At 62.0% G+C, this 25676-nt stretch carries 14 protein-coding genes; 5 read left to right on the forward strand and 9 right to left on the reverse strand.

What is annotated here, in order from left to right:
* Positions 1 to 103: 103 nt before the first annotated feature.
* Entirely contained in the window at positions 104 to 13114 is a 13011-nt protein-coding gene (locus PCPL58_RS18875; RefSeq protein WP_065350153.1) for a non-ribosomal peptide synthetase, read from the reverse strand.
* A 95-nt stretch (positions 13115 to 13209) separates the two neighbouring features.
* The gene (locus tag PCPL58_RS18880; protein WP_065350154.1) at positions 13210 to 13968 is read right to left on the reverse strand and encodes a thioesterase II family protein; all 759 of its coding nucleotides are present in this window, start codon (positions 13966 to 13968) and stop codon (positions 13210 to 13212) included.
* 315 nt (positions 13969 to 14283) lie between these two features.
* Between PCPL58_RS18880 and PCPL58_RS18885 the strand changes: the two genes are divergently transcribed.
* The gene (locus PCPL58_RS18885) at positions 14284 to 14820 is read left to right on the forward strand and encodes an RNA polymerase factor sigma-70 (protein ID WP_003319375.1); all 537 of its coding nucleotides are present in this window, start codon (positions 14284 to 14286) and stop codon (positions 14818 to 14820) included.
* 78 nt (positions 14821 to 14898) lie between these two features.
* On the opposite strand, the gene PCPL58_RS18890 is transcribed toward PCPL58_RS18885, so the two are convergent.
* Positions 14899 to 15423 (reverse strand): SgcJ/EcaC family oxidoreductase, encoded by a 525-nt coding sequence (locus PCPL58_RS18890; protein WP_003371658.1) that lies wholly within the window; start codon positions 15421 to 15423, stop codon positions 14899 to 14901.
* Positions 15424 to 15615: 192 nt separating this feature from the next.
* Here PCPL58_RS18890 and PCPL58_RS18895 point away from each other — a divergent pair, with 192 nt between their 5' ends.
* The 4 genes from PCPL58_RS18895 to PCPL58_RS18910 are packed head-to-tail and all read left to right on the forward strand — an operon-like array spanning position 15616 to position 20271.
* The gene (locus PCPL58_RS18895) at positions 15616 to 16800 is read left to right on the forward strand and encodes a sensor histidine kinase (protein ID WP_065350155.1); all 1185 of its coding nucleotides are present in this window, start codon (positions 15616 to 15618) and stop codon (positions 16798 to 16800) included.
* Positions 16797 to 17465, forward strand: coding sequence for a response regulator (locus tag PCPL58_RS18900; protein WP_003371654.1), 669 nt, complete (start codon positions 16797 to 16799; stop codon positions 17463 to 17465). Before PCPL58_RS18895 ends, PCPL58_RS18900 begins: the two co-directional genes overlap by 4 nt.
* Positions 17462 to 19810, forward strand: a complete 2349-nt coding sequence (locus tag PCPL58_RS18905) for an ATP-binding protein (protein WP_065350156.1) — start codon at positions 17462 to 17464, stop codon at positions 19808 to 19810. Before PCPL58_RS18900 ends, PCPL58_RS18905 begins: the two co-directional genes overlap by 4 nt.
* Positions 19807 to 20271 (forward strand): response regulator, encoded by a 465-nt coding sequence (locus PCPL58_RS18910; protein ID WP_065350157.1) that lies wholly within the window; start codon positions 19807 to 19809, stop codon positions 20269 to 20271. The genes PCPL58_RS18905 and PCPL58_RS18910 overlap by 4 nt, the downstream gene beginning before the upstream one ends.
* On the opposite strand, the gene PCPL58_RS18915 is transcribed toward PCPL58_RS18910, so the two are convergent.
* From PCPL58_RS18915 to PCPL58_RS18940, 6 genes are all read right to left on the reverse strand, one after another.
* Positions 20272 to 20703 (reverse strand): universal stress protein, encoded by a 432-nt coding sequence (locus tag PCPL58_RS18915; RefSeq protein WP_058396578.1) that lies wholly within the window; start codon positions 20701 to 20703, stop codon positions 20272 to 20274. It lies immediately after the preceding gene.
* A 116-nt stretch (positions 20704 to 20819) separates the two neighbouring features.
* Entirely contained in the window at positions 20820 to 21818 is a 999-nt protein-coding gene (dusA, locus tag PCPL58_RS18920) for a tRNA dihydrouridine(20/20a) synthase DusA (RefSeq protein ID WP_044308444.1), read from the reverse strand.
* A 263-nt stretch (positions 21819 to 22081) separates the two neighbouring features.
* The gene (locus PCPL58_RS18925; protein WP_065350158.1) at positions 22082 to 23209 is read right to left on the reverse strand and encodes a sensor histidine kinase; all 1128 of its coding nucleotides are present in this window, start codon (positions 23207 to 23209) and stop codon (positions 22082 to 22084) included.
* A gap of 133 nt (positions 23210 to 23342) precedes the next feature.
* Positions 23343 to 23582 (reverse strand): hypothetical protein, encoded by a 240-nt coding sequence (locus PCPL58_RS18930; RefSeq protein ID WP_044308445.1) that lies wholly within the window; start codon positions 23580 to 23582, stop codon positions 23343 to 23345.
* Positions 23583 to 23660: 78 nt separating this feature from the next.
* Positions 23661 to 24104 (reverse strand): LexA family protein, encoded by a 444-nt coding sequence (locus PCPL58_RS18935; RefSeq protein ID WP_065350159.1) that lies wholly within the window; start codon positions 24102 to 24104, stop codon positions 23661 to 23663.
* Between the two features lie 137 nt (positions 24105 to 24241).
* Complete coding sequence (locus PCPL58_RS18940; RefSeq protein ID WP_003436597.1) at positions 24242 to 25504, reverse strand: M20/M25/M40 family metallo-hydrolase; 1263 nt, start codon at positions 25502 to 25504, stop codon at positions 24242 to 24244.
* Between the last annotated feature and the right edge of the window lie 172 nt (positions 25505 to 25676).

The following is a 25676-nucleotide window of genomic DNA, read 5'->3' on the forward strand; positions in this document are numbered from 1 at the left end:
TCAGGTGTGTGTTCGGTCCTTTGAAAACGCGCCAGCGAGCTGCGGATTTACACCCGGTAACGAGTTTTTTATCCGCAGCCCCGTCGCTCCGACGAGAGGCTGATCAGAGCCCTTCCAGTTCCGCCATCAAGTCCGCCAGACGGTCGAATTTCTGCTCGTCGACCTGTGCTCCTCCAAGGCTTTCCAGATGCTGCGCCAACGCCTGAACGGTGTTGAATTCGAACATCGCCCGCAATGGCACGTTACGCTGCAAGCGCTTCTGCGCACGGGTCACCACCTGGGTCGCGAGCAGCGAGTGCCCGCCCAACTCGAAGAAATTGTCGGTAATGCCCACGCGCTCGACCTTGAGCACATCAGCCCAGATCGTTGCCAGCTGCTGCTCCATTTCCGTCTGTGGTGCCAGGTAATCCCGCTGCGCCAGGCTGACGTCCGGCGCCGGCAGGGCCTTGCGGTCCAGCTTGCCGTTCGGGGTCAGCGGCATGGCCTCCAGTAGCACCAGATGCGTCGGCACCATGTAGTCCGGCAGGCTGGCTTTGAGGTGGCCTTTCACCTCGTCACGCAGGGCCTCATGATCCTGCGTCGCGGAGCGCGGCACCAGGTAGGCCGCCAGCACCTTGCCCAATGGGCCGTCGACGTCCAGCACCACTGACTCACGGATAGCGGGATGCTCCAGCAGACGGGTTTCGATTTCGCCCAGCTCGATGCGATAACCACGAATCTTCACCTGATGATCGACCCGGCCGACGTACTCCAGCACGCCGTCCTTGCGGCGCCGCGCCAGGTCACCGGTGCGGTACAGACGTTCGCCCGGCGCACCGAACGGATGCGGTACGAACACCGGAACGGTGCGCAGCGGATCAGCGACATAACCACGACCGACACCGGCCCCGGCCACACACAGCTCACCAACCGCACCCAGCGGCACGAGGTCCAGCGCATCATCGAGCAGGTACAGACGATTGTTGTCGGTCGGCGAACCGATCGGCAGATAAGCGCTGCGAGTGGACTGCGCATCGACCCGGAAGAACGCCACGTCATCAGAGCATTCAGCCGGACCATAGGCATTCACCAGGCCGATCTGCGGGTAACGTTGCAGCCACTGGCTGGCCAGTTCCGGCGGCATGGCTTCACCGGTCGGCAGCATCCAGCGCAGGCCATCGAGCGCTGCCTGCGGTTCGGCGAGCAGGCCGTTGATCAGCGACGGCACGCTTTCCAGCACGCTGATGCGCTGTGCCTGAACATACGCCAACAGCGCCTGCGGATCGCGGGCGATGTCGTTCGGCACGATGTCCACCCGAGCACCAAACAGCGGCGCGGCGAGGAACTGCCAGACCGAAATGTCGAAACTCTGCGAGGCGGTCTGGGCGATCACATCGCGGTCGCTCAGGCTCAGGTAAGGCACCTTGCTCAACTGGTTATTGAGCATGCCGCGCTGCTCGACCATCACGCCCTTCGGCAGCCCGGTGGAGCCTGAGGTAAAGATTACATAAGCGAGGTTGTCCGGCGCGCTGTAGCGACCAGGATCGTGCTGCGCGGAATCGCTCTGCTGCACGTCTTCCCAGACCCGCAACTGCGGTCGGCGCCCTTCGGGCAGTGCTTCGAGCAGCGCCCTGCCCTGTTCCAGGCACTCAGCGCTGCACACCAGCAGCGGTGTGGCGCTCTGGCCGATGATGCCGCTCAGACGCGAGTTCGGCAGTGCCGGGTCCAGCGGCAGGTAACCGGCACCGGCCTTGAAGCTGCCGATGATCATACCGAGCAATTCAACACCGCGCTCGGCCAGCAAGGCAACCGGCTGATCGAACCCGACACCGGCCTCGATCAGGGCATGGCCCAGACGGTTGCTGGCGATATTCAGCTCGGCATAGCTGAGCTGGCGCTCCAGGCAACTGACCGCAATGCGCTCCGGATGCGCCGCGACCTGCGCTTCGAACAGCTCGACATAGCTTTTATCCAGCGGGTAAGCATGGTCACTCTGGTTGCAACCGTCGATCAGGAAAGTGCGTTCCTGCTCACTGACCAGCGCCAGTTCGGCCATGTTGCCATGAAAGCCTTCGACCAGCGCCAGCAGCAGGCGCTTGAACTCACCGAGCATGCTCTGCACGGTGGATTCGTCGAAATAGCGCTGGTCGTAGGACAGGTGCAGACCCAAGTCATCTCCCGGATAGCAGACTGCGGTCAGCGGGTAGTTGGTGTGGGTACGACCGGAATCCGAGGAGGCATTCAGGCTTTGCGCACGGTCCAGCACCGAGACCTCGACCGGCGCGTTCTCGAACACGAACAGGCTGTCGAACAGTGGCTGGCCCTTGGGCAGCTCGCTGTTTTCCTGAATGGTCACCAGCGGCAGGTATTCGTACTCGCGCAGTTGCATGTTGCTGTCCAGCAACTGGCCGAGCCACTGGCGAACGCTGCAACGCTGGTCGTCAGCCGGCATGCCGACACGCAGGGCGACGGTATTGATGAACAAGCCGACCGTGCGCTGCATCTGCGGCAGTTCCACCGGCCGCCCGGCCACGGTAACGCCGAACACCACGTCGCGCTCACCGCTCATGCGCCGCAGGGTCAGCGCCCACGCCGCCTGGGCGAAGGTGTTGACGGTCAGTTGATGCTGCTGCGCCAGTTCGCGCAGCTGTGCACCGTCGCGTTCATCGAGACGGGTGTAGCAGTCGCCCACCACCATGCCACCGCTGTCGCCGGCATGTTCACGCAGGAACGGCCGGTCGCTGGGGATCGGCGTAGGCTGCTCGAAGCCGCGCAGGTTATCTCGCCACCAGTCACGCGCCTGCGTCAGTCCTCGGCGTTGCAACCAGCCGATGTAGTCGCGATAGCGCGGTGCGGGGGCCAGTCGCGCATCGCGGCCTTCGCCCAGCGCAGTGTAGATGTCGAAGAAATCGTTCATCAGCAGCGAGCGGCACCAGGCATCGATCAGGATGTGGTGGTTGCTCATCATGAACCAGTAGCGCGCCTCGTCGACGCGGATCAGGCGCAGGTGGAACGGCGGCTGATCGAGCAGATTGAAACCGGCCTCGCGCTCGGACTTGAGCAGGACCTGCAAGCGCGTCTCCTGCTGCTCCGCTGGCATCTCACGCCAGTCCAGATAATCGATTGGCGTGCTGCCCGGCTTGTGAATGACCTGCAGCATGGTTTCGCCGATATCCCAGCAGAACGAGGCGCGCAGCGCTTCATGACGGGCGATCACCGCCTGCCAGGCCTGGGCAAAACGCTCTGGGTCGAGCGCGCTGTTGATGCGGTAGCGGTCCTGCATGTAATACAGGCCGGTGCCCGGTTCCAGCAGGGTGTGCAGCAGCATGCCCTCTTGCATTGGTGTCAGCGGGTAGACGTCTTCGATGTGGCTTGGCAGAACCGGCAGCGCGTCGAGCTGCGCCTGATCCAGATCGGCCAGCGGGAAGTCCGAAGGCGTCAGGCCACCGCTGCCATCGCTCAGGCAATGGGCAATCAGCGCCTGCAGGCAGGCCAGGTAATCCTGTGCCAGCGCTTCGATGGCAGCCGGTTCATAGCGCTCGGCACTGAAGGTCCAGCGCAGCAACAACTCGCCGCCATACACCTGACTGTCGATGCTCAGTTCGTTGGGCAACGGCGCCTGCGGGTCGTGGGCCGCGCCTGGCGACTCTTCCAGCGGACGGAACAGCGCGTCGTCAGCGAAGCTCTGATCGAACTGGCCGAGGTAGTTGAAGGTGATCGGCGCCACCGGCAGCGCCTGCATGGCAGCCTTGCTGGCACTGTCGGCCAGGTAGCGCAGCACGCCATAGCCCAGCCCCTTGTGCGGCACCTGACGCAGTTGCTCCTTGATCGCCTTGATCGAGTCGCCCGGTGCCGAATCGGCAGCCGGCGCTGGCGTCAGGCGCAGCGGATAGGCGCTGGTGAACCAGCCCACCGTGCGGGTCAGGTCGATGTCATCGAACAGGTTTTCACGGCCGTGACCTTCAAGCTGGATCAGCGTCGACGGCTGCCCGCTCCAACGGCAGACCACTTGTGCCAGCGCGGTCAGCAGCAGGTCGTTGACCTGGGTTCGGTAGGCACTCGCCGCCTGTTGCAGCAATTGCCGGGTACGTTCGGCATCCAGTCGCACGCTGACCGTCTGCGCATGCAGATTCTGCTGACCGCCCTGCGCGTTATGGCACGGCAGAGTCGTCGCAGCCCCCCCCAGCTGGCGCTGCCACAGCTGCAGTTCTTCACGTAACGATTCATTGCCTGCATAGGCCTGCAGACGCGCGGCCCAGTCGCGGAAGGCGCTGGTCTTCGCCGTAAAGCGCACAGGCGCTGCGTCGCGCAGTTGACGATAAGCGTTTTGCAAATCGTCGAGCAGCACACGCCACGACACGCCATCGACCACCAGGTGATGAATCACCATCAGCAACCGTTGCCGGCCCTGGGGCCCATCGACCAGCAAGGCGCGCAGCAGCGGACCGTCTTGCAGATCGAGACTGCGCTGGGTGTCGGCGTACAGAGCTGCGCATTCGGCCATGTCGGTGACCCGCGCCCGAATCAACAGGGTGTCGGCGGTCACTGCGCGGTGTTCTGCCTGCCACGTACCCTCGTGCTCGGTGAAACTCAGGCGCAGGGCATCGTGTTGTTCGAGTAGCGCACGCAACGCCTGCTCCAGCAGGTTCGGGTCCAGGGCGCTGAGCGGCTCCAGCAGCAGCGACTGGTTCCAGTGCTGACGCTCGGGGATAGGCGTGTCGAAAAACCAGTGCTGAATCGGCGTCAGGCCGCAAGCACCGTCAAGCTGGCCCTGCTCGGCCTGAATCAATTCGCGGGTGGTCGCCACGGCGGCCAGGGTCTGTACGGTCTGGTGCTGGAACAGATCACGCGGGCTGAAATGAATGCCCGACTGACGCGCCCGGCTGACCACCTGAATCGACAGGATCGAATCGCCACCCAGTTCAAAGAAGTTATCGTTGAGGCCGACTTTTTCCACGTTCAGCACCGCACACCAGATTGCCGCCAATTGCTGCTCCAGCTTACTGGCAGGCGCTACGTAGTGTTGACGATTGAGTTCCGGGTCCGGTGCAGGCAAGGCACGGCGGTCGAGTTTGCCGTTGGCGGTCAGTGGCATGCTGTCGAGCAGGATCAGGTGGGTCGGCACCATATAGTCCGGCAGTTGCGCCTTGAGGTGCGATTTGAGCGTTTCACGCAATTGCGTCTGCTGCTCGTCGCCCTGCCCGGCCACGTCGCTGATCAGATAGCCCGCCAGCTGCTTGCCCGACGGCGTGTCCAGCGCCAGCACAATGGCTTCGCGGATCGCTGCATGCTCCAGCAGACGGGTCTCGATTTCACCCAGCTCGATGCGGAAGCCGCGAATCTTCACCTGATGGTCGATACGCCCCAGGTACTCCACCAAACCGTCGGCGCGCTGGCGCACCAGATCGCCGGTTCGGTACAGACGCCCGCCGTTGCTGGCGAATGGATCGGCCACGAAGCGTTCGGCAGTCATGCCGGGGCGCTGGTGATAGCCCTGCGCCAGGCCCGCTCCGCCGATGTACAGCTCACCGCTCGCGCCCTGGGGCACCAGCGCCAGATCGGCGTCGAGAATGTACGCCACCCTTGCGCCGACCACGCGACCGATCGGCACGCTGGCTTCGCCCTCCTCCAGTTGCTGCGGGGCCAGGCTGGCCAGCGGCATGACCACGGTTTCGGTCGGGCCATAAGCATTGAACAACAGCTCGGGCTGGAACACTGCACGGATACGTTGCAGGTGTTCGCCGGTCAGCGCTTCGCCGCCGGTGATGCACATGCGCACCGGCAGGGTCTGGCCCTGGGTTGCCAGCCACTGCGCCAACTGGCTGCCATAGCTGGGCGTGAAGCCGAGAATATTGACCTGCTGCTGGCGAATCAGCGTGCAGATTTCTTCGGCGTCCCACTGCCCCTGAGCACGCAGCACCACGCGTGCACCGCTGAGCAAGGGCACCAGCAGGCGCTCGGTGGCAGCATCGAAATTAATCGAGTAGAAATGCAGCTCGCAGTCGTCAGGGCGCATGTCGAAGCGCCGGATCACCGCCAGGCAATGCATGGCGATTTCACCGTGGGACACCACCACGCCTTTGGGTTTGCCGGTCGATCCGGAGGTGTAGATCAGGTACGCCTGGTGCTGCGGCAGGTTGATGAACGGCAGCTCACAGGTTGGGCAGGACGCCAGCAATGGCTGATCATCTTCCAGGCACCAGCGGGCAACACCCTCAGGCAACTCACCCAATGCGGCAAACAGCGCACGATCGCTCAGCAGCAGCCCGACGCCGCTGTCTTCGATCATGTAGTGCAGGCGTTCCAGCGGGTATTCCGGGTCGAGCGGCACGTAGGCACCGCCAGCCTTGAGGATCGCCAGCAGGCCGACGACCATGTCCAGCGAGCGCGGCAGCGCCAGACCGACGCGAACCTGCGGGCCGACGCCGCGCTCGCGGAGCATCCAGGCCAATTGGTTGGCCTTGGCGTCCAGCTCGGCGTAACTAAGGGTTTGCCCGGCGAAGGTCAGCGCCGGCGCGTCTGCACGCCGTTGTGCCTGTTCGGCGAACAGGCTGTGAATGCACTGGTCGAGCCGCTGCTCACCCGCTTCGACGCCGAGGCTGTCGAGCAGTTGCTGACGCTCTGTGTCCTGCAGCAGCGGCAATTCACTCAGGCGTTGTTGTGGATCAGCGAGCAGCGCCTGCAGCAGGTTCAGCCAGTGCTCGGCCATCTGCGCGATGCGCGGTTCGTCGAACAGATCGGTGCTGTAGGTCAGGCAGCAACCCAGTCGGTGATCCAGCTCGGTGACTTCCAGATTGAGGTCGAACTTGGTGGCCCGCGCATCGTTGACCAGGTACTCGACGGTCATGCCCGCCAGTTCGCGACTCTGCTGGAATTCCCAGCGCTGCACGTTGCACATCACCTGAAACAGCGGGTTGTAGGCGGCGCTGCGTGGCGGTTGCAGGGCTTCGACCAGATGATCGAACGGCAGGTCCTGATGTGACTGGCCTTCGATCACCGTGTGGCGAACCTGTTCGAACAACTGGGCGACGCTCATCTGCCCGTCAAGCTGCACGCGCAGCACCTGGGTATTGAGGAACGCGCCGATCAGCCCTTCGCTTTCCGGACGGATACGGTTGGCCACCGGTGCGCCGATGCGCAGGTCGTTCTGGCCGCTGTAGCGGTAGAGCAATACCGCCAGGGTGGCGGTCATGGTCATGAACAGGGTCAGGCCATTGCGGGCATTGAATGCACGAACTTTCGCGGCCAGGTCGGCGTTCAGGTCGAAGCGATACAGTTCGCCCTGATGGCTTTGCACCGGCGGACGCGGTCGGTCCGCAGGCAGCTCCAGCAATGGGTGCTCGTTGCCCAGCTGTGCGGTCCAGTAATCGAGCTGGCGCTGGCGTTCACCGGCTTCCATCCACTGCCGTTGCCAGACGCTGTAATCCAGGTAGTGCACTGCCAGCGGTTCCAGCGGCGAAGGTCGTCCTTCGAGGAAGGCCTCGTAAAGCTGCCCCAGTTCGCGGGCGAAAATGTCCATCGCCCAGCCTTCGGTGACGATGTGGTGCAGGGTCAGGACGAAGTAATGCTCAAGGTCGCTCGACTTGACCAGACACGCGCGCAGCAACGGTCCGGTTTCCAGATCGAAGGGCTGGTGCGCCTCACTGTCGGCCAGCGCCTGAATGCGCTGCTGACGAAGCTCGGCGGGCAATGCCGAGTAGTCCTGCCATTGCACGCACAGGCCGGACTCCTCGCTGACCTTCTGGCACGCTACGCCGTTGACGCTCGGGAACGTGGTGCGCAGGGTTTCGTGGCGCAGAATCAAGGCTTGCAGCGCTGCCTCGAAACACTCGATGTTCAGCACGCCTTTCAGGCGCGCCATGCCGCCGACGTTGTAGGCCGGGCTGTCCGGCTCCATTTGCCAGAGGAACCACATGCGCTGCTGGGAATAGGACAACGGCACCGGCTGGCTGCGGTCGACACGGGCAATCGGCTGCAGGCTGCTGCGTGCGCCTGACTGCTGAATACACTCAACCTGTTCGGCAAATGCACCGAGTTCGCTGGCTTCGAACAGCGCCCGCAACGGCAGGTCGATGTCGCACGCCTGCCGCACGCGGGAAATGATCTGCGTGGCCAATAACGAGTGCCCGCCCAGTTCGAAGAAATCATCGCGCAGGCCGACACGCGGCACACCCAGCACCTGTCGCCAGACAGCGGCGATCTGTTTTTGCAGATCGGTCTGCGGCTCGACATGCTCGCGGGTCTGCCATTGCGGCTCGGGCAAGGCGCGGCGATCCAGCTTGCCGCTCGGGCTCAGGGGCATGCTGTCGAGACGCACCAGCTGCGCCGGGACCATGTAATCCGGCAGTTCCAGGGCCAGCGCCGACTTGATCCGCTCGGCCTCGACGCTCTGCCCTGCTTCGGCGGTGTAGTAACCGATCAGTTGCGGCCCGGCAACGGTTTCGCGCAGCAGCACGGCTGCCTGGCCTACGCCTGGCTGGGCCAGCAGGCGGGCTTCGATCTCTTGTGGTTCGACGCGAAAACCGCGCAGTTTGACCTGCTGATCCAGACGGCCAAGGTATTCCAGCGCGCCATCAGTGCCCCAGCGTACCAGGTCCCCTGTGCGGTACAGGCGCTCACCCACTTGCCCCAGCGGATCGGCGACAAAGCGCTCGGCGGTCAGCCCGGGACGCTTCAGATAACCGCGCGCCAGACCGATGCCGCCGATGCACAACTCACCGGCCACCCCGCGTGGCAGCGGATTCAGTTCGCTGTCCAGCACACGGCACAGCACATTGCCCAGAGGACGGCCGATCGGCGAACGCAGGCCGTCGCTGATCCGGCACTGCCAGTGGGTGACGTTGATCGCGGTTTCAGTCGGGCCATAGCGGTTGTGCAACTGTACGCCGGGCAGTTGCTCCAGCACCCGGTTGCGCAGCTCGCCGGGCAATGCTTCGCCGCCAGAGAACAGCCGACGCAGGCTGCTGCACTGTTGCGCCAGCGGCTCATCGATGAACAGTTGCAGCAGCGGCGGCACAAAGTGCAGCGTGGTCACCGAATACGCGTTGATCAGCTGCGCGATGCGCTGCGGGTCGCGGTGTTCACCAGGGCCTGCCAGTAGCAGACGGCAGCCGGTGATCAGTGGCCAAAAGCACTCCCACACCGAGACGTCGAAGCTGATCGGTGCCTTCTGCATCAGCACGTCGCTTTCATCCAGCGCGTAGGTGTCCTGCATCCATTGCAGGCGTTCGGCCAGTGCCGCATGGGTGTTGCCGACGCCTTTGGGCTGACCGGTCGAGCCGGAGGTATAAATCACGTACGCCAGGTTGTCGCCGTGCAGGTTCAGACGCGGCGCGCTGACCGGCCAATTGTCCAGGTGCAGCCTATCCATCGCGACCGTGCACACGCCTTCGGCGCTCGGCAGGTCGCCCAGCAGATGGCTCTGGGTCAACAGCAGTTCGACCCCGCTGTCCTGGAGCATGTAGGCGAGTCGATCCATCGGATAGTCCGGGTCCAGCGGCACGTACGCCCCGCCCGCCTTGAGGATCGCCAGCAGCCCGATCAACAGCTGCGGCGAACGCTCGGCGGCGATCGCCACCTTGATGTCCGGACCAACGCCCTTGTCGCGCAGGTAATGCGCCAGGCGGTTGGCCTGCGTGTGCAGGCCGGCGAAGTCGAGGCTGCCACCCTCCCACACCAGCGCAATACGTTCCGGGGTCTGCCGCGCCTGGCGGTCCAGCAGTTCAGGCAACCACAACGTGGCCGCTGCGCAAGGCGCGGCGCTCCATTGCGCCTGTTGCTCCTGCTCCTCGGCGCTGAGCAGCTGCACATCACCCAGCGCGAGCTGTGCCTGCTGGCTGACCTGCGTCAGCAGCCGTACATAGTGCCGAGCCATGGCGACGATGGTGTCGTGCTCGAACAGTTCGTCAGCGTAATCGAAAGACAGCGTCAGGCGACCATTGCGGTCCTCCTCGCTGTGCAGTTGCAGATCGAACTTGGCCTCGCGGCTGTGCCACGGCAGCTCTTCTGCCAGCAGCCCCGGCAAACGACGCAGTGCGCCGAGGTCGCGTTGCTGATGGTTGAACATGACTTGAAACAGACCGTGCTCGCGCGCCTGCGGAAACGCTTCGACCAGTTGCTCGAACGGCACATCCTGATGGGTCTGGGCTTCAAGCGCCGCCTGCCGGGTCTGGGCCAGCAGGGTCGAGAATGGCAGACGCGGGTCCAGCTCTGCGCGCAGCACCAGGGTGTTGATGAAGAAGCCGATCAGGCCCTGGGTTTCATGGCGTGGCCGATTGGCGCCGGGCACACCGATGCGAATGTCGGCTTGCCCGCTGTAACGATGCAACAGGGTCTGGAACCCTGCCAGCAGGAACATGAACGACGTCGACTGCCAGGCTTGCGCGGTGTTGCGCACGGCGGTGCTCAGTTCGGCAGTCAAGCGCAGGCTGTAGCGCGAAGCGCTGTGCTGCTGACGGGCCGAACGCGGATGGTCGGTGTTCAGCGTCAGGACCGGTTGTTCATCACCCAGTTGCTGCTGCCAGTAAGCCAACTGGCGCTCGGCCTCGCCGTTCGCCAGCCATTCGCGCTGCCATTGGCCGTAATCGGCATAACGTAGCGGTAACGGTGTCAGCTCCAGGGTCTGGCCCTGAACGGCCGAGGCATAAAGGCGCGAGAACTCGTCGATCAGCACATTCAGCGACCAGCCATCGGCAATGATGTGGTGCAGCGTGACCAGCAATTGATGCTCTTCTTCGTCCAGTTGCAACAACGTGACGCGCAGCAATGGGCCATGTTGCAGATCGAACGGCAGACGCGCCTGCTGTTCGCGAATTGCCACGGCCCGTGCCTGACGCTCGGTGCTGGGCAGATCGCTGATATCGAGGGTGTCGAGGTGGAATTCACTGGGCGCGTCGATACGTTGCAGGGCCACGCCGCCCTGTTCGTAGAAGCGCGTACGCAGCGATTCATGACGCTCGATCAGGCGTTGGAAGCTGGTGCGCAATGCAGTTCTGTCGAGTTCACCGCGCAAGTGAAGCCCACCGGGAATGTTGTAGGCGCTGCTGTGCGGATCGAGCTGCCAGAGGAACCACAGGCGGTTCTGGGCCATGGACTGTGGCAGATGCTCGTTGCCGGGCAATCGGGCGATGGCGCTCTGCGTCTGGCTGTCGCCTTGCAAGGCGGCGACCTGCAGCGCTTCGACCTGCGCCGCGAAGGCCGCCAGCGTCGGCGCTTCAAAGAGCAGTCGCAGGTTCAGGTCGATCCCCAGCGTTTCGCGCAGGCGGGCCACCACCTGAGTCGCGATAATCGAGTTGCCGCCCAGCAGGAAGAAATGGTCGTCGGCACTGACCTGCTCACACTGCAACTGCTCGCACCAGACTGTGGCAATCTGCGCTTGCAGGTCCGAGCCGCTGTTTGGGACACAGCCTGAAAGAGTGGTATCGCTCGCGGGGAACACCGCGTAGCTGTCCAGGCTGCCGTCGGCCAGACGCGTGCGGCAGGCCGAGCGTTGCAATTTGCCGCTGGAGGTCTTGGGCAGAGCGCCCGGATTGAGCAGCACCACGACACTCGGCGCTTCCTGAAATGCCTCGGCCACGGTCTGCCGGATGATTTTAATCAACGCTTCGGGCGTGAGGATTTTCTGCACGCTGCGACTGATTTCAGCAGCAATGCCGATGCCTTCGTTACCGTCCTGAGTGACGGCAAACGCCGCCACACGGCCTTTGCGCACGACATCCACCTCACTCTCGATGAGCTTTTCGATGTCCTGCGGGTATAGGTTATGGCCACGAACAATCAGCATGTCCTTCAAGCGACCGGTGATGTACAGCTCGCCGTGACGCTGAAAACCCAGGTCGCCGGTGCGCAGCCAGGTCTGCCCGGCATGCTGCACGAATGCCTTGGCGGTGGCCTCAGGGTTGCGCCAATAGCCGTGGGCGATGCTCGGCCCGCTGGCCCAGACTTCGCCAACCTGATTTTCGTCGAGCACCTGCAGGCTGGCCGGGTCGGCAATCAGTACGCCATGCCCTGGCTGGCCTGTGCCGCAGCTCATGACCGGCTGACCGTCGCCCGGTTCTACGACGTTGCGTGCCAGCGCCTGCGCATTCAGGCGCAACGATGGAATACCCTTGCCGCGCTTGCCACCGGCCACATACAGCGTCGCTTCGGCCAGGCCGTAGGACGCCATGAAGCTGTCAGGCGTGAAGCCGCAACTGGCGAATTTCTCGGCAAATGCCCTCAGGCTGTCTTCGCGAATCGGCTCGGAGCCCGAATACGCCACGCGCCAGCGACTCAGGTCCAGACGCTCCAGCGCTGACTCGCTGACCCGTGCGCTGCACAGCTGGTAGGCAAAGTCAGGCCCACCGCTGATGGTGCCGCCGTATTCACTTATGGCTTCCAGCCAGCGCAATGGCCGGGCAAGAAAGTACGCGGGGGCCATCAGGATGCACGGGACACCACTGAAAATCGGCTGCAACAAGCCGCCGATCAGGCCCATGTCGTGGTACAGCGGCAGCCAGCTGACAATCACGTCGTCCGGGTTGAGGTCGATGCCGAAGCCGTGGCGGATCAGTAACTCGTTGGCGACCAGATTGCCATGCGTGACCTGCACGCCCTTGGGCAGCGCGGTCGAGCCCGAGGTGTATTGCAGGAATGCGATGTCGTCGGCCTGCAACTGCGGGCCCTGCCAGTCTCGTGCCGGGGCAACAGGCAACGTGTCGACACAGAGCAGTGGCGGCGCATCGGCGGCGGTCAACTCGTCCATCTGCAGCAAGGCCGGCTGCAAATCGGAACCGGTCAGCAGCAGACGCGGCTCGGCATCGGCGATGATCGACAGCAGGCGCTCCTGGTGATGGCGACGGTTGGATTCCGGCGGATAAGCCGGCACGGCAATGACCCCGGCATACAGGCAGCCGAAGAACGCCGCGACATAGTCCGGCCCGCTATGGAACAGCAGAATCGCCCGATCCCCCGGCACGGCCTGACGTTGCAACGCAGCAGCGATGGTCCGCGCGCGCAGGTCCAGATCACGGTAGGTCAACACCAGGCCCTGGTCTTTCTCATCGGTGAGAAAACGCAGCGCCAGCCGATCCGGCGTGTGCAAGGCGCGACGCTGAAGAGCCTGAGCCAGAGTGTCGGGGAGTTCAAACGCATCCATGATGGGGTTCCTGCTAGATTCGGCGTGCCAGATAAAATCTGAATTTCAAAAAAGACGCGCGCCCTGCAAAGAGGCCGCGCGCGAGGCAAACAGGGTCAACCGGCGGCCCGGTTCATTTGCCGTGAGGTGCTGTTGCGCCAGCGGGCCAGGTGCTGTTCGCAATAGCGCCGCAGCAGACGGAGCAGCTGTGTTTGCTCGTCGACCAGATAAAAGTGATGGCCCTCGAACATGTCCAGAGAGAATCCGGTGCGGGTCTCTTCCTGCCAGTCGAGCAGTTCCTCGACGCTGATGCTGTCCTGTTTGCCGCCAAATACATGGATCGGCACGCTGAGCGGCTCGCGCCTGCCGTACACAAAGCTGCCGCAGAGCAGAAAATCGGCGCGCAGGATCGGCAGCATCAACTGCATGAGTTCCTGATTGGCGATGACGTTTTCGCTGGTGCCCTTGAGCGTGCGCAGCCGGTCGATCAGTTGCGCATCGGTCTTGGCGGCGACGTATTCGCTGACATCGCGGCGCACCGGACCGGCAGTCGCTGATGCGAACAGCGCCAGCGGTGCGGGCAGACCGCGCTCGCGCAAGGCGTGCGCCAGCTCAAAGGCCAGCAGCCCGCCCAGACTGTGGCCAAACAACGCATAGGGCTTATCCAGCTCGGCGCTGATTTCGTCGGCCAGATGATTGGCCAGTTGCACGATGTCGGTCTGCAAGGGCTCGTCCATGCGCATGCCACGACCGGGAAGCTCCAGCGGGCGCACGTTCAGCCACTCCGGCAATTTGCGCCGCCAAGGGCTGTAGAACATCGCGCTGGCCCCGGAATAAGGCAGACAGAACAGCGTCAGGCTCACCGGCGTGCTCATATCGAAACCGCCTGTCTGTGGGCGCGGATGTAAAGGCGGCGATGCGCGTGATCGGAACGCATGGGGTTCTCCTGAGGTATTCCCTGGCCGCAACCGTGGTCGGGCCTGTCACCAATGAGAACGGATGGCGTCTGCAAATAATTAGGCGGATGCACGCAGCGAGAACAGGCACGATGAAAGCGCCCTTTTAAAGTGCACTGATTTGATTTCGCATTTGACAATAATTATCATTAAGGCTAATTTGTCGCCCCATGTGACGGTGCTGCCCCTCCATGCGGCCCTCCCCTCCATTGTTGAAGCAGCAAGGTGAATTCCATGACGGAACACGTAATCACAAGTAAGTGCGACTCACCCTTACTCCAGGCCTTCGTCGATAACTACTTGCTGCTGGTCAAGATTGCGGCCCGCATCGTGGGTTGTCGCTCGCGCGCCGAAGACGTCGTGCAGGATGCCTTTTTCAGACTGCGCTCGGCACCTCAGGCCACGCTGACCTTCAAGGCCCAGCTCAGTTACCTGTTTCAGATCGTGCGCAACCTGGCCATCGATCATTACCGCAAACAGGCGCTCGAACAGAAATACACCGGCCCGGAGGCCGAGGGGCTGAACGTGGTGATTCAAGGTGCCTCGCCGGAAATCTCGCACATCAACTTCTCCAGCCTGGAGAAAATTGCCGATGCCCTGACCGAGCTGCCGCCTCGCACTCGCTATGCATTCGAGATGTACCGCCTGCACGGCGTGCCGCAAAAGGACATTGCCAAGGAACTGGGTGTGTCGCCGACGCTGGTCAACTTCATGATTCGCGATGCGCTGATTCATTGTCGCAAGGTCAATGGCGCACAGGCCGAAGCCTGACAGCGAGCGGTTCAGACAGGCAAAAAAATCCGGAGCACTGGCTCCGGATTTTTTGTTTTCCGCCTGGCGGATAACAGATCAGCGGCTGACCTGATACTCGGGCTGTACTTCCGGCATCGCCGAGGAGTGGTGGTTGAGAATCTTCCACTCGTTGCCGACGCGGTGGTACAGAAAGGTGTAGCGCGCCTGGACTGTGCTCTTCTTGCCGTCAGCGGCGGTCAGGGTGAACGTGTAGACACCACTGTCCACCGCTGCATCCGGACCCAGGCGGCGGATTTCCCGGTAGTTGATCTCACCGGCCGGCTTGAGCGCCAGGAAGTGATCGAAGTAGTCCTTGATCTCCGCAGGCGTCGCCCGGACCTTGTTCGAAACGGTCGGCTGCAGAACTGCGTCCGGTGCATAGAGCGACACCACAGTCTGCGAGCTGCCGGTCTTCAGGGCCTTGTTCCAGCGGTCGAACAGACTGGCGATCTCCTTGTCGTTCACGTTGCTTGGGGTCTCGGCCACCATGCGGTAGGTATAGCCGGAAGGCTCGGCGGCGGCGTGGACCATCGGCGCACTCACAGCCAGCAACAGGGCCAGGGCGGTCAATTTCATTTTCATCGCTACTCTCCTACGGGGATCTGTTCAGGGATTCAGTGAGTGCCACTTTGCCCTCCCCGCCACGGCTCGCCATCGGCCAACCGGGGTTAACTGTGTATGCCGATCGGCAGATAGGCTTCACCTCCTGATACAGTTCTAATAGCCTTACTTCTGTTATGCCCGCGCGGGCATCACCCCTCGCTGGAGCATCCCATGCAAAGTCCCCCCCATGATCCGGCAAGCGCACTGGCCATTCGTAACCAGTATCGCCAGTCGCAAAGCCGTGCCGCACGGCTTCGCCTGCTGGTGGATACCGGCCAGGAGCTGACCCATCTGCCGCCTCAGGCCATGCGTCAGCGCGTGCTGCAACGCGCGTGCGCATTCGTGGCGATGGACCATGGCCTGCTGCTGGAATGGAGCGCCGACACCGGTGTGCAGATCACCGCCCGTCATGGCAGTGCAGAACGCCTGGCGACACTTGAGACCGCTGCCGACCCGCTGGCCATCGGCCCGCAGTGGCTGGAGCGGCCCGATGCCAACCTGCCGTGCATGCTGCTGTTACCGTTGCGCGGCGCCGACGAAGGCTCTTTTGGCACCCTGCTGCTGGCCAACAGCGTGGGCATCAATACGCCGGACAATGAGGACATCGAGTCGCTGCAATTGCTGGCGACGTTGCTGGCGGCACACCTGGAGAACAATCGGCTGCTTGATGCGCTGGTGGTCAGAGAACAGACCATGTCCGAGCTGGTCCGCCAGTTGTTCACCGCTCAGGAAGACGAACGCAAACGCGTGGCCTACGACCTGCATGATGGGCTGGCCCAGACCCTGGCCGGGCTGCACCAGCGGCTGCAGGGTTTTGCCGGTCGCCGTCCTGATCTGCCTGAGCCGCTGGACGCCGATCTGCAGGCCATTCTCAAGCTGGCGCAGCACTGCGTGGGCGAAGGTCGCCAACTGATCAGTGGCTTGCGGCCAAGCGTGCTGGACGATTTCGGCCTGCTGCAGGCGGTCGACAAGGAAGCTGACCGGTTGCGCGAAGCCGGAATCGCGGTGCACTGGCAGTCGCGCTCCCTGACCCGCCTGCCCAGCCACCTGGAAATCGCCCTGTTCCGTATTGCCCAGGAAGGCATCAACAATGTGCTCAAACACGCCGCTGCGAGCAACGTAGAATTGGCTCTGGAACTGAGTGAAGAGCACATTTCACTGCTGCTCGAAGACAACGGCAGTGGTTTCGTCACCCAAAAACCGTTCAATGACAAAGGCGTGCAGAAACTGGGCCTAGTGGCCATGCAAGAGCGCGCCAGCCTGCTCGGCGGCCGTCTGACCTGCGTCAGTCGGCCCGGGCACGGCACCCGACTGCGCGCCATCGTTCCTTTTACCGCAGACAAGGCAATGACATGACTGACACTGTACGACTGGTTTTGGCGGACGATCATGAAGTGACGCGTACCGGGTTCGTCTCACTGCTGGCGGGGCATCCGGAGTTCGAAGTGGTCGGTCAGGCGGCCGACGGCCAGCAAGCCATCGATCTGTGCCAGGAGCTGCAACCGGACATCGCCATCCTCGACATCCGTATGCCGGTGCTCAACGGGCTGGGCGCTGCGCGGATTCTCCAGCAGCGCATGCCGGATCTGAAAGTGGTGATTTTCACCATGGACGACAGCACCGATCACCTGGAAGCCGCCATCAGCGCGGGCGCGGTGGGCTATTTGCTCAAGGATGCCAGCCGCGACGAAGTGATCGACGGTCTGCAACGCGTGGCGCGTGGTGAAGAAGCACTGAACAGCGCCGTCAGCGCGCGCCTGCTGCGGCGCATGACCGAACGCAATACCAGTGGCGCAGCCCTGCCGGAAACCCTCACCCCGCGTGAACGCCAGGTGCTCGGGCTGGTGGCGGGCGGCTTCAGCAATCGGGAAATCGGCGAAAAACTTGGCATCACCACCGGCACGGCCAAGGCCCACGTGGAAAAGGTCATCGGCAAACTCGGCGCCTCGGACCGCACTCAGGCGGCGGTACGCGGTGTGGCGCTGGGGCTGGTGAGCCAATCAACGAGCGACTGGCAATGACCGCAAACGCCAGCAGTCGCTGGGAAGACCTTCCGCTACGCGGCAAGGCGCTGGTGGCCATTTCGCTGCCACTGGCGATTCTCATGTTCTCGCTGGTGCTGATCTATATCGCCGAGCGCCAGACCGCTCAGGCAGAGGAGGACGTAAGGCGCGTGCTGCTCGTGCAAGGCGACATTCAGACCCTTCATACGCAGATCGCAGAAGGTGCGGCCAGCGTACGTGGCTACCTACTGACTCACCGGGAAGACTTCCTGCCCGGCTACCTCAACGCGCAACCGCTGATCGAGGCGGCGCTGACCCGGCTCAACACCAATGTGCGTGACGAGCAGATGCGCGAACACCTGAAAGCCATCGAGCCGCTGATCAACACCAAGGTCGAAGGCCTGGAAAAACTGCGCTCGATGGATAGGCAAGATCAAGAAACCGTCGCCCGCATCCTGATCGAAAACAAGTACGTGCTCGACCAGTTGCGCGAACGCATCGGCATCATGCGCGAGCGTGAAGACGCGCTGCTCGCCGAACGTACCGAGGCTGCGGCAGCCACTCGCGAGCGCCTGCTGCTATCGACTCTGCTGGCCGCAGCCTGCGGCATCTTCGGTGCCATTCTTGCCGTGTTGATGCTGTCCAAAGGCATCGTCGCCAGGGTGCATCAGGTGCAGCGCAACGCCCAGCGTCTGGCGCTCGGGCATCCGCTGCTGCCCCAACCGCCTGAAAAGGACGAGATCGGCCAGCTCGGCACCCGCCTGGTCGAGGCCGGCCAGCTGCTGGCCGAACGTGAACGCGCACTGCGCGACAACGAGGAGCGTTTGCGGTTGATCATCGAAGGGGTCAAGGACTACGGCATCTTCGCGCTGGACCGCAATGGCTACATCACCACCTGGAACGCAGGAGCCGAGCGTATCAAGGGCTACACGGAACAAGAGATCATCGGCCAGCACTTTTCTGTGTTCTATCTGCAGCAGGAATGTCCGCAACACCCCGACATGGCATTGCATGAGGCCACCGTCAACGGCCGGTATACCGAGGAAGGCTGGCGCCAACGCAAGGACGGCAGCCGTTTCTGGGCCAGTGTGGTGATCACCGCGCAATACGACAGCAATGACGAGCTGCGCGGTTTTTCCAAGATCACCCGTGACATCAGTGATCGTCGCGTTGCCGAAATTGCTCTGGGTACTGCGCGTGAGGAAGCCGAACGCGCCAGCCGGGCCAAAAGTGAATTCCTGTCGCGCATGAGTCATGAACTGCGCACACCGCTGAACTCGATTCTGGGCTTTGCCCAGTTGCTGGACATGGACTCGCCCGCCAGCCAGCGCCCGCAAATCGGTCATATTCTGCGAGCGGGCCAGCATTTGCTGAAGCTGATCAATGAAGTACTCGATATCGCCAGAATCGAAGCCGGGCATGTTTCCCTGGTCCTCGAGCCCGTATCCCTGTCGAGCGTGCTTGAAGAAGCCCTGGTGCTGGTCTCGCCGATGGCTGCCGACGCCAATATCGAGTTGAAGCCCTTGCCGAATCTGCCTGACGAGATCGGCGTGGTCGCTGATCGCCAGCGCTTGATTCAGGTGTTGTTGAACCTGCTGTCCAACGCGATCAAATACAATCGGCCCGCTGGCCAGGTGCGGATTGAAATCGAGCAGACTACCGAGCAGGTGACGGTCAGCGTAGTGGACACCGGCTACGGGATTGCGCCGGAGCGTATCGGACAGCTGTTCAAGCTGTTCAAGCCGTTCGAGCGGCTGGACGCCAACCCGAGCGTCGAAGGCACCGGGCTGGGACTGGCGCTGAGCAAAAGCATGCTGGAGATGATGCACGGCACACTGTCCGTACAGAACACACCGGACGAGGGCTGCCGGTTCATACTCGCGCTGCCGCTTGTGCGGGTGCAGCCGCCCGCCGCCAAACCGCCGCGTCAAGCTGACACCGCTCTCGAGATAACGCCGGATGTCCGCTCGCCCGCCCGCCCGGCCTATCATGGCAAGCTGCTGTGCATCGAAGACAATCTGTCGAGCATGGCCTTGATTGAAACGCTGCTGCAACGCAGACCGGGTATCCAGTTGCTGTCGAGCATGCAGGGCCAGCTGGGGCTTGATCTGGCGCGCCAGCATGCGCCACAGCTGATTCTTCTCGACCTCAGCCTGCCGGACATCAAGGGGCTTGAGGTGCTGCAACGTCTGCGACGCCTGCCGGCTACTGCTCACACACCGGTGCTGATGATCACTGCCGACACCAGTGATAAAGCCCATCGCGAACTGAAACAGGCCGGAGCCACGGCCATTGTGATCAAACCCATCCAGGTGCCGGTGTTTCTTGCCCTCCTGGACCAGTATTTACCGGAGCCCACATGACCGGCGACTTTCGCATTCTGATCATTGATGACCAACGGCCCAACCTCGATCTGATGGAGCAACTGCTTGCCCGCGAGGGGCTGACCAACGTCCTGAGCAGCACCGAGCCGTTGCGCACGCTGGACCTGTTCAACAGCTTCGAGCCCGACCTGGTTGTGCTCGATCTGCACATGCCCGAATTCGATGGCTTTGCGGTGCTGGAGCAGCTCAACCGGCGCATACCGGCCAATGACTACCTGCCGATCATGGTGCTGACCGCCGACGCAACACGCGATACCCGCCTGCGCGCTCTGGCGCTGGGCGCGCGGGATTTCATCAGCAAGCCGCTGGATGCCCTGGAAACCATGCTGCGCATCTGGAACCTGCTGGAGACCCGAGCGCTGTACAAATCGCTGCGCGAGCTGGTGCCTGCGGACAATATCGAACTGCTGCGCCAGCCGCGAACGCTGGCGCAGCAGTGATTATTTGATCAGCGTCACCGGCACCGATGCTTCGTGGATCACCCGCGTGGCCACGGAGCCCAGCAGCAGGCCGCCAAAGTTACCGAGCCCGCGGGTGCCCATGACCACGGCGTCGCAGCCGAGCCGCTGAACCTCAGCCTCGACCTGCTCTGCCACGTTGCCCAGATCGACGTGGGCCTGAAACGACACACCAGCAGCAGTCAACAATGCAACCGCATCAGCCAGCACCCGCTTGCCTTCATTGGTCAAGCCGGCCTTGACGCCATCAATCATGTCGGGAGCCAGATAAAGGCTGTAATCGATGGGGCTGGCCTGCACATTCAGGATATGTACCTCGAGCGACTTGGTGAGCTCGCCAGACAACTCGATGACATAGCCCAAGGCACGCATGGCGTGCTCGGAGCCGTCGAAAGGAACCAGAACTTTGTGCATGGGCGTTTTCCTTGTTGGGTTATGCGCTCAACATAACCGCAGCCCGATAACGCCGCTACTGGAATAAGCGTTTCCTTTGATTCGGCTCAACTCAAATCAATTCACGGCACATGCGATCAATGCCCCTGCAGAAACGCCGCGGCCTGATCCAGCAACAGCATCGGGTTTTCGGCCTTGTGTATGTCAACCGACAGCAACTGCCGGAAGCGTCGCGCACCAGGGAAACCCAGGCCCAGACCGAGCATATGCCGGGTGACGTGGTGCATATTGCCGCCGCTGGCAATGTGCTCCGCAATGTACGGCCGCATCGACTCCAACGCGTCGTAACGACTGATGACCGGCGCCGTGCTGCCGAACAACTGCTGATCGACATGCGCCAACAGATACGGGTTGTGATAAGCCTCACGCCCCAGCATGACGCCATCGAACGACTGCAAATGCTCACTGCACTGCTCCAGCGTCTTGATGCCGCCGTTGAGCACAATCTCCAGGTCAGGAAAGTCAGACTTCAACTGCGCGACCACGTCATAACGCAGTGGCGGAATATCGCGGTTTTCCTTGGGAGAAAGCCCTTCGAGAATCGCGATACGCGCGTGAACCGTGAAACTCTGGCAACCCGCCTCCTGAACCTTGCCGACGAAATCACACAACTCGGCGTAGCTGTCACGGCCATTGATACCGATCCGGTGCTTGACCGTAACCGGAATACCAACCGCATCGCGCATCGCCTTGACGCAATCCGCCACCAGCGCAGGATGCGCCATCAGGCACGCACCGATCATGTTGTTCTGCACCCGGTCACTCGGGCAACCGACGTTCAGATTGACCTCGTCATACCCCGCCTCTTCCGCCAGACGCGAACACGCAGCCAGATCCGCCGCCGTACTGCCACCCAGCTGCAATGCCAGCGGATGCTCGCTTTCATCATGCCGCAGGAACCGCTCACGGTCGCCATGCAGCAAGGCGCCGGTGGTGACCATCTCGGTATAGAGCAAGGCATGCTTTGAGAGCTTGCGCATGAAGTAGCGGCAGTGGTGGTCGGTCCAGTCCATCATCGGAGCGACGGAGAAGCGGCGCGTGAACGAGCGCCTTTTATCGGGGCTTGCGGATGACATTAGCGTCGGTAGCTCGGAGAGAAGTATGGAGGCATTCTATCATCGGGCGTCGTTGTGCAGCCACGTTAGCCAATTGATGCCGCTGGATGGCTGTAAATTGGGAAGGTTTTGATGGATAAGTTTGAGGTCTTTCGGAATTGATCAAGCGGGCATCTCTGTCGCCCGCAAGATGCTTGAAAGCAGGTCCTCACCTCAGGAGCAAGACCGGGACACTATGTGTGTCGGTGTCGGATATACACCTCTGACTGACAACCGCCCCCACCTCACCCCGCACTCAACGGAATGAACACCGCAAACGTAGTCCCATGATCCGCTTTCGACGTCACCTCGATACGCCCGCCGTGCGCGTCGACAATCCTGTCGACGATGAACAGACCCAGCCCCAGGCTTGAATAAGGTCCGTTGTCGGTCATCTTTTCGGGTGAGTAGCGGTCCATCGGGTTGAAGATAAACGGCAGCACATCTGCGGGAATCGGGCTGCCGGTGTTGTGGACGGTAAAGCGGAGCTCGCCCTCCGAAACGGCCAGCGTCACTTCGACGGGATCGCAGCTATTGCCGTGCTGTATGGCGTTGCCGATGAGGTTCGAGAAGACCTGCTCCAGTCGATCGCCATCGAAGCGGCCGATGACCGGGTCCTCCGACGTCAAGCGAATGTCTGCTTCCGGGTTGAAGGTACTCGATTCGTCAACGATGCGAACGCAGATCGGTTGCATGTCTATTTTGGTCTTTTTCAACGGGATGCCGGGACCAATCTGTGAGCGCGTGAAGTCGAGCAGATCGCCGACGATCTGGTTGGCCCGCTTCACGCTGGAGTAGATCCTCGATGCAACCTTGGTTGGCCGCGCGCCCAGATCATGGGTGCGCAGCAATACGTCGGCCCCCAGCAGTATGGCGCTTAGCGGGGTACGCAAATCGTGCCCGAGGATGCCAAGGAATATATTGCGTGATGCCTGAATCGCGCTGGTATAGCTGGAGATAGACTCGGCCAGGGCCTGATCTATCGCCTCGTTGAAACGAATCATGTCTTCGATCTGCTGTTGAGTGTCCAGCGCTTCTCGCGACATCCACTGTTTGATCACGCTCGCCCGTAATGCCCGAAACTCCGAAACCACCTGATCGATGGTGAAGCCCGACATCAGTCGAGTGATCGCGTGGCTTTTGGCTGCGGTTTGTTCATGTGACACGCCGTGGCCCTGCGATTTGTCGACCTGCTGTTGCAACGACTGATCCGTTTCCAGATCAGTGGCGATCGCCCGCAGCATTTGCTCGACATGGTCCCTGAGCTCTGTGGTATCCAGAGGCTCACCGGCCGGAGACAAGGTGCGTGCGAAATCGGTCCACTCGCGCACGATAGGTTCGATGTTTTCGAGGATGAAGCCTGATAAACGCATAGCCATTCAAACCTGAACATGAACTCCGCAGATTGCAGGTTCGTAGAGTGAGCCGGGCACCCGTCCCGAACCTGCGGACAGATAAAATCTGGAGTGAAGTTCACACAGTCAGCGGACTAATGGAATACCGAATCTAATCGGAAAGTGCCTGTAAACGAGCCTGAACTGCGTCGTCGAAAATAATGTAAAGCGCTTCGGCATCCGCTGGACGCAGCTTTCTGCTTGTCTCCAGGCCATGAATGTATTCGATCTGCAACGCCCCCTCGGCTTCCACGTCGGCGCGGGTGCTGGTTGCGTCGAGCGCTCTTACCAGATCACTGATCGCTCCCTGTACAGGCTTGGGGAGTCGTAACTGATCAAGTCGTTCTTGCATGCGCTCGGTATTCCGGTAAAAGCCATAGAGTGAGCAGCAAATCACGCAGCGCCTTGCAATGCAAGGACATGCGTCTGTTCATCGATGAGCTGATGATGCAGCGCGGCCCTCCAGCAGGTTTTTCAGGCTGTAGGTGACCACGCCCAGAATGATCAGGTCATCGTTGTCGGTGACACGCAGTGGTGGGTAATCCGGATTTTGCGATTCCAGAATCACCACATCGCCGCGCATGTGCAGACGCCGGCAGATCTGCCGTGCATTGAGCGAGGCAACGACGATGTCACCGTGCTCAGCGAACTGGCTGCGGTCGACCACCAGCATGTCCCCGCTGCACATGCCGCCCCCTTGCATGCCTTGGTCTTCGATCCTGGCCAGGTAGGCGTGCGGCTCACGGACCTCGCAAAGCTCGGCGATGGAAACATGCTTCTCGACCACTGGCGATCTGGAGCCAACGGACGACAGCGATATAAACGGGAGCTTGATGCCCCCTGCCGACAACGGGCCAAGGAATGTAACACTCATGAGGCAAGCCTTTTCTGATTAACTGTATACATATACAGTTAATCGTTTATCGGTGATCAGGTCAATCGCAATGCCCCACGCATCGACAGATGGCGTGGCCCGCAGACCACGCCTGTCAACGCTCCCCTCACGAGTCGTCAGGGCGCAGCATCGCCCTTCGACAACTGCGTAATCAGCGCCACGGTCAGGTAAAGCCTGGGCGCGATGCTCGACAACTCAATGTATTCATCGTCGGCATGCAGACCGGCGCCGACCACGCCCATGGTTTCGAGTACCGCAGGTTTTGCACTGCCCGGTACGTAGGCATAGCCCGCGTCGGTACCGAAACGCATGGCAATCGGCTCCAGAGTGCGGCCTGTTTTCTGGTACAGCGCCTGCGCGGTTTTCGCCAGCTGTTCGGAGCCAGGGTTTCTGGCCAGCGGCGGTCGGCCTTTTTCCATTCGCAAGGTCACTTCGGTGCCATCGACCAGTGTCTTCTTCACGATTTTTTGGCCATCAGCCAGTACGCGATCGCTCTCGCTGAGGTCGGAATAGCGCATGTCCGCCTCGGCTGATGCGCTGGATGGAATGATGTTGCGCTTCTCCCCGCCCTTGATCAGTGTCCAGTTGACGGTCGTGCCTTTGCCTGGGTCGCCGAGGTCCTTAAGCTGCAGCAACTGATGCGCCAGCTCGATGGCGGCATTGCGCCCGGCCTCGGGAGCGGAGCCCGCATGTGATGATTTGCCTTTGACATCGAGGAGCAGGCCATTGATGCCGTTGGTGGCGACGGTGACGGCATCCTTGTCAGGCGGCTCGTACGAAAACACGTAGTCATGCTGGCGAGCGAGTTCGGCGATGACTTTTTTCGAACCGCTGGAGCCGGTCTCCTCGTCCGGGTTAAAGAGCACAGTGAGCGTACCGAACTCCTTGAAGTGCTCATTCTGCAACAACTGCAGTGCGTGCAGAATCATCGCCACGCCGCCCTTGGCATCTGCCACCCCTGGCCCATAGGCGCGCTCGCTGTCGAGCCTGAAGGGACGCTTGGCGGCAGTGCCCGGCCCGAACACCGTGTCGTAGTGGACCATCAACAGAAAAGAACGCGTGCCGTTGCCTTTGAACGTGCCGACGATATTGTCCCCCGCCGAAGGATCTGCCGGCGTGGTGGAGACTTCAGCGCCCAGCGCCTTGAGACGTTCGACCAGCATCGCGCTGACGGTCTTCAGCCCGGGTGCCTGGCCGGTGCCTGTGTCGATATCGACCAGTTGCCGGACAGTGTCGAGGTAGGCCGGTTGTTCGGCCTGGGCTTTTTTCAGCAACTGATCGGGTGACAGCTCGGCGGCATTGGCAGCCATGGAAAACAGCCCCATGGAAACCAGGGAAAGTCCGATGGCGGCAGTGAGGGGGAAGCGTCGTGAATGCATGCTGGTTCCTTCAGATCATCGCGAGTCGAACAGCATCTTTACCCCAATGCGCCGCTCGACGCCACAGCCCGGTCTGATTGCGAACCCGGCTCACCCCAGCGCAGCGGCCTTCTGTCAAAGGCACGGTAAGCTGATGTTCCCGCCCATTGCGCAACGTGCAGGCCGCTCTTCA

Source organism: Pseudomonas cerasi (genome assembly GCF_900074915.1).
Taxonomy (GTDB): domain Bacteria; phylum Pseudomonadota; class Gammaproteobacteria; order Pseudomonadales; family Pseudomonadaceae; genus Aquipseudomonas; species Aquipseudomonas cerasi.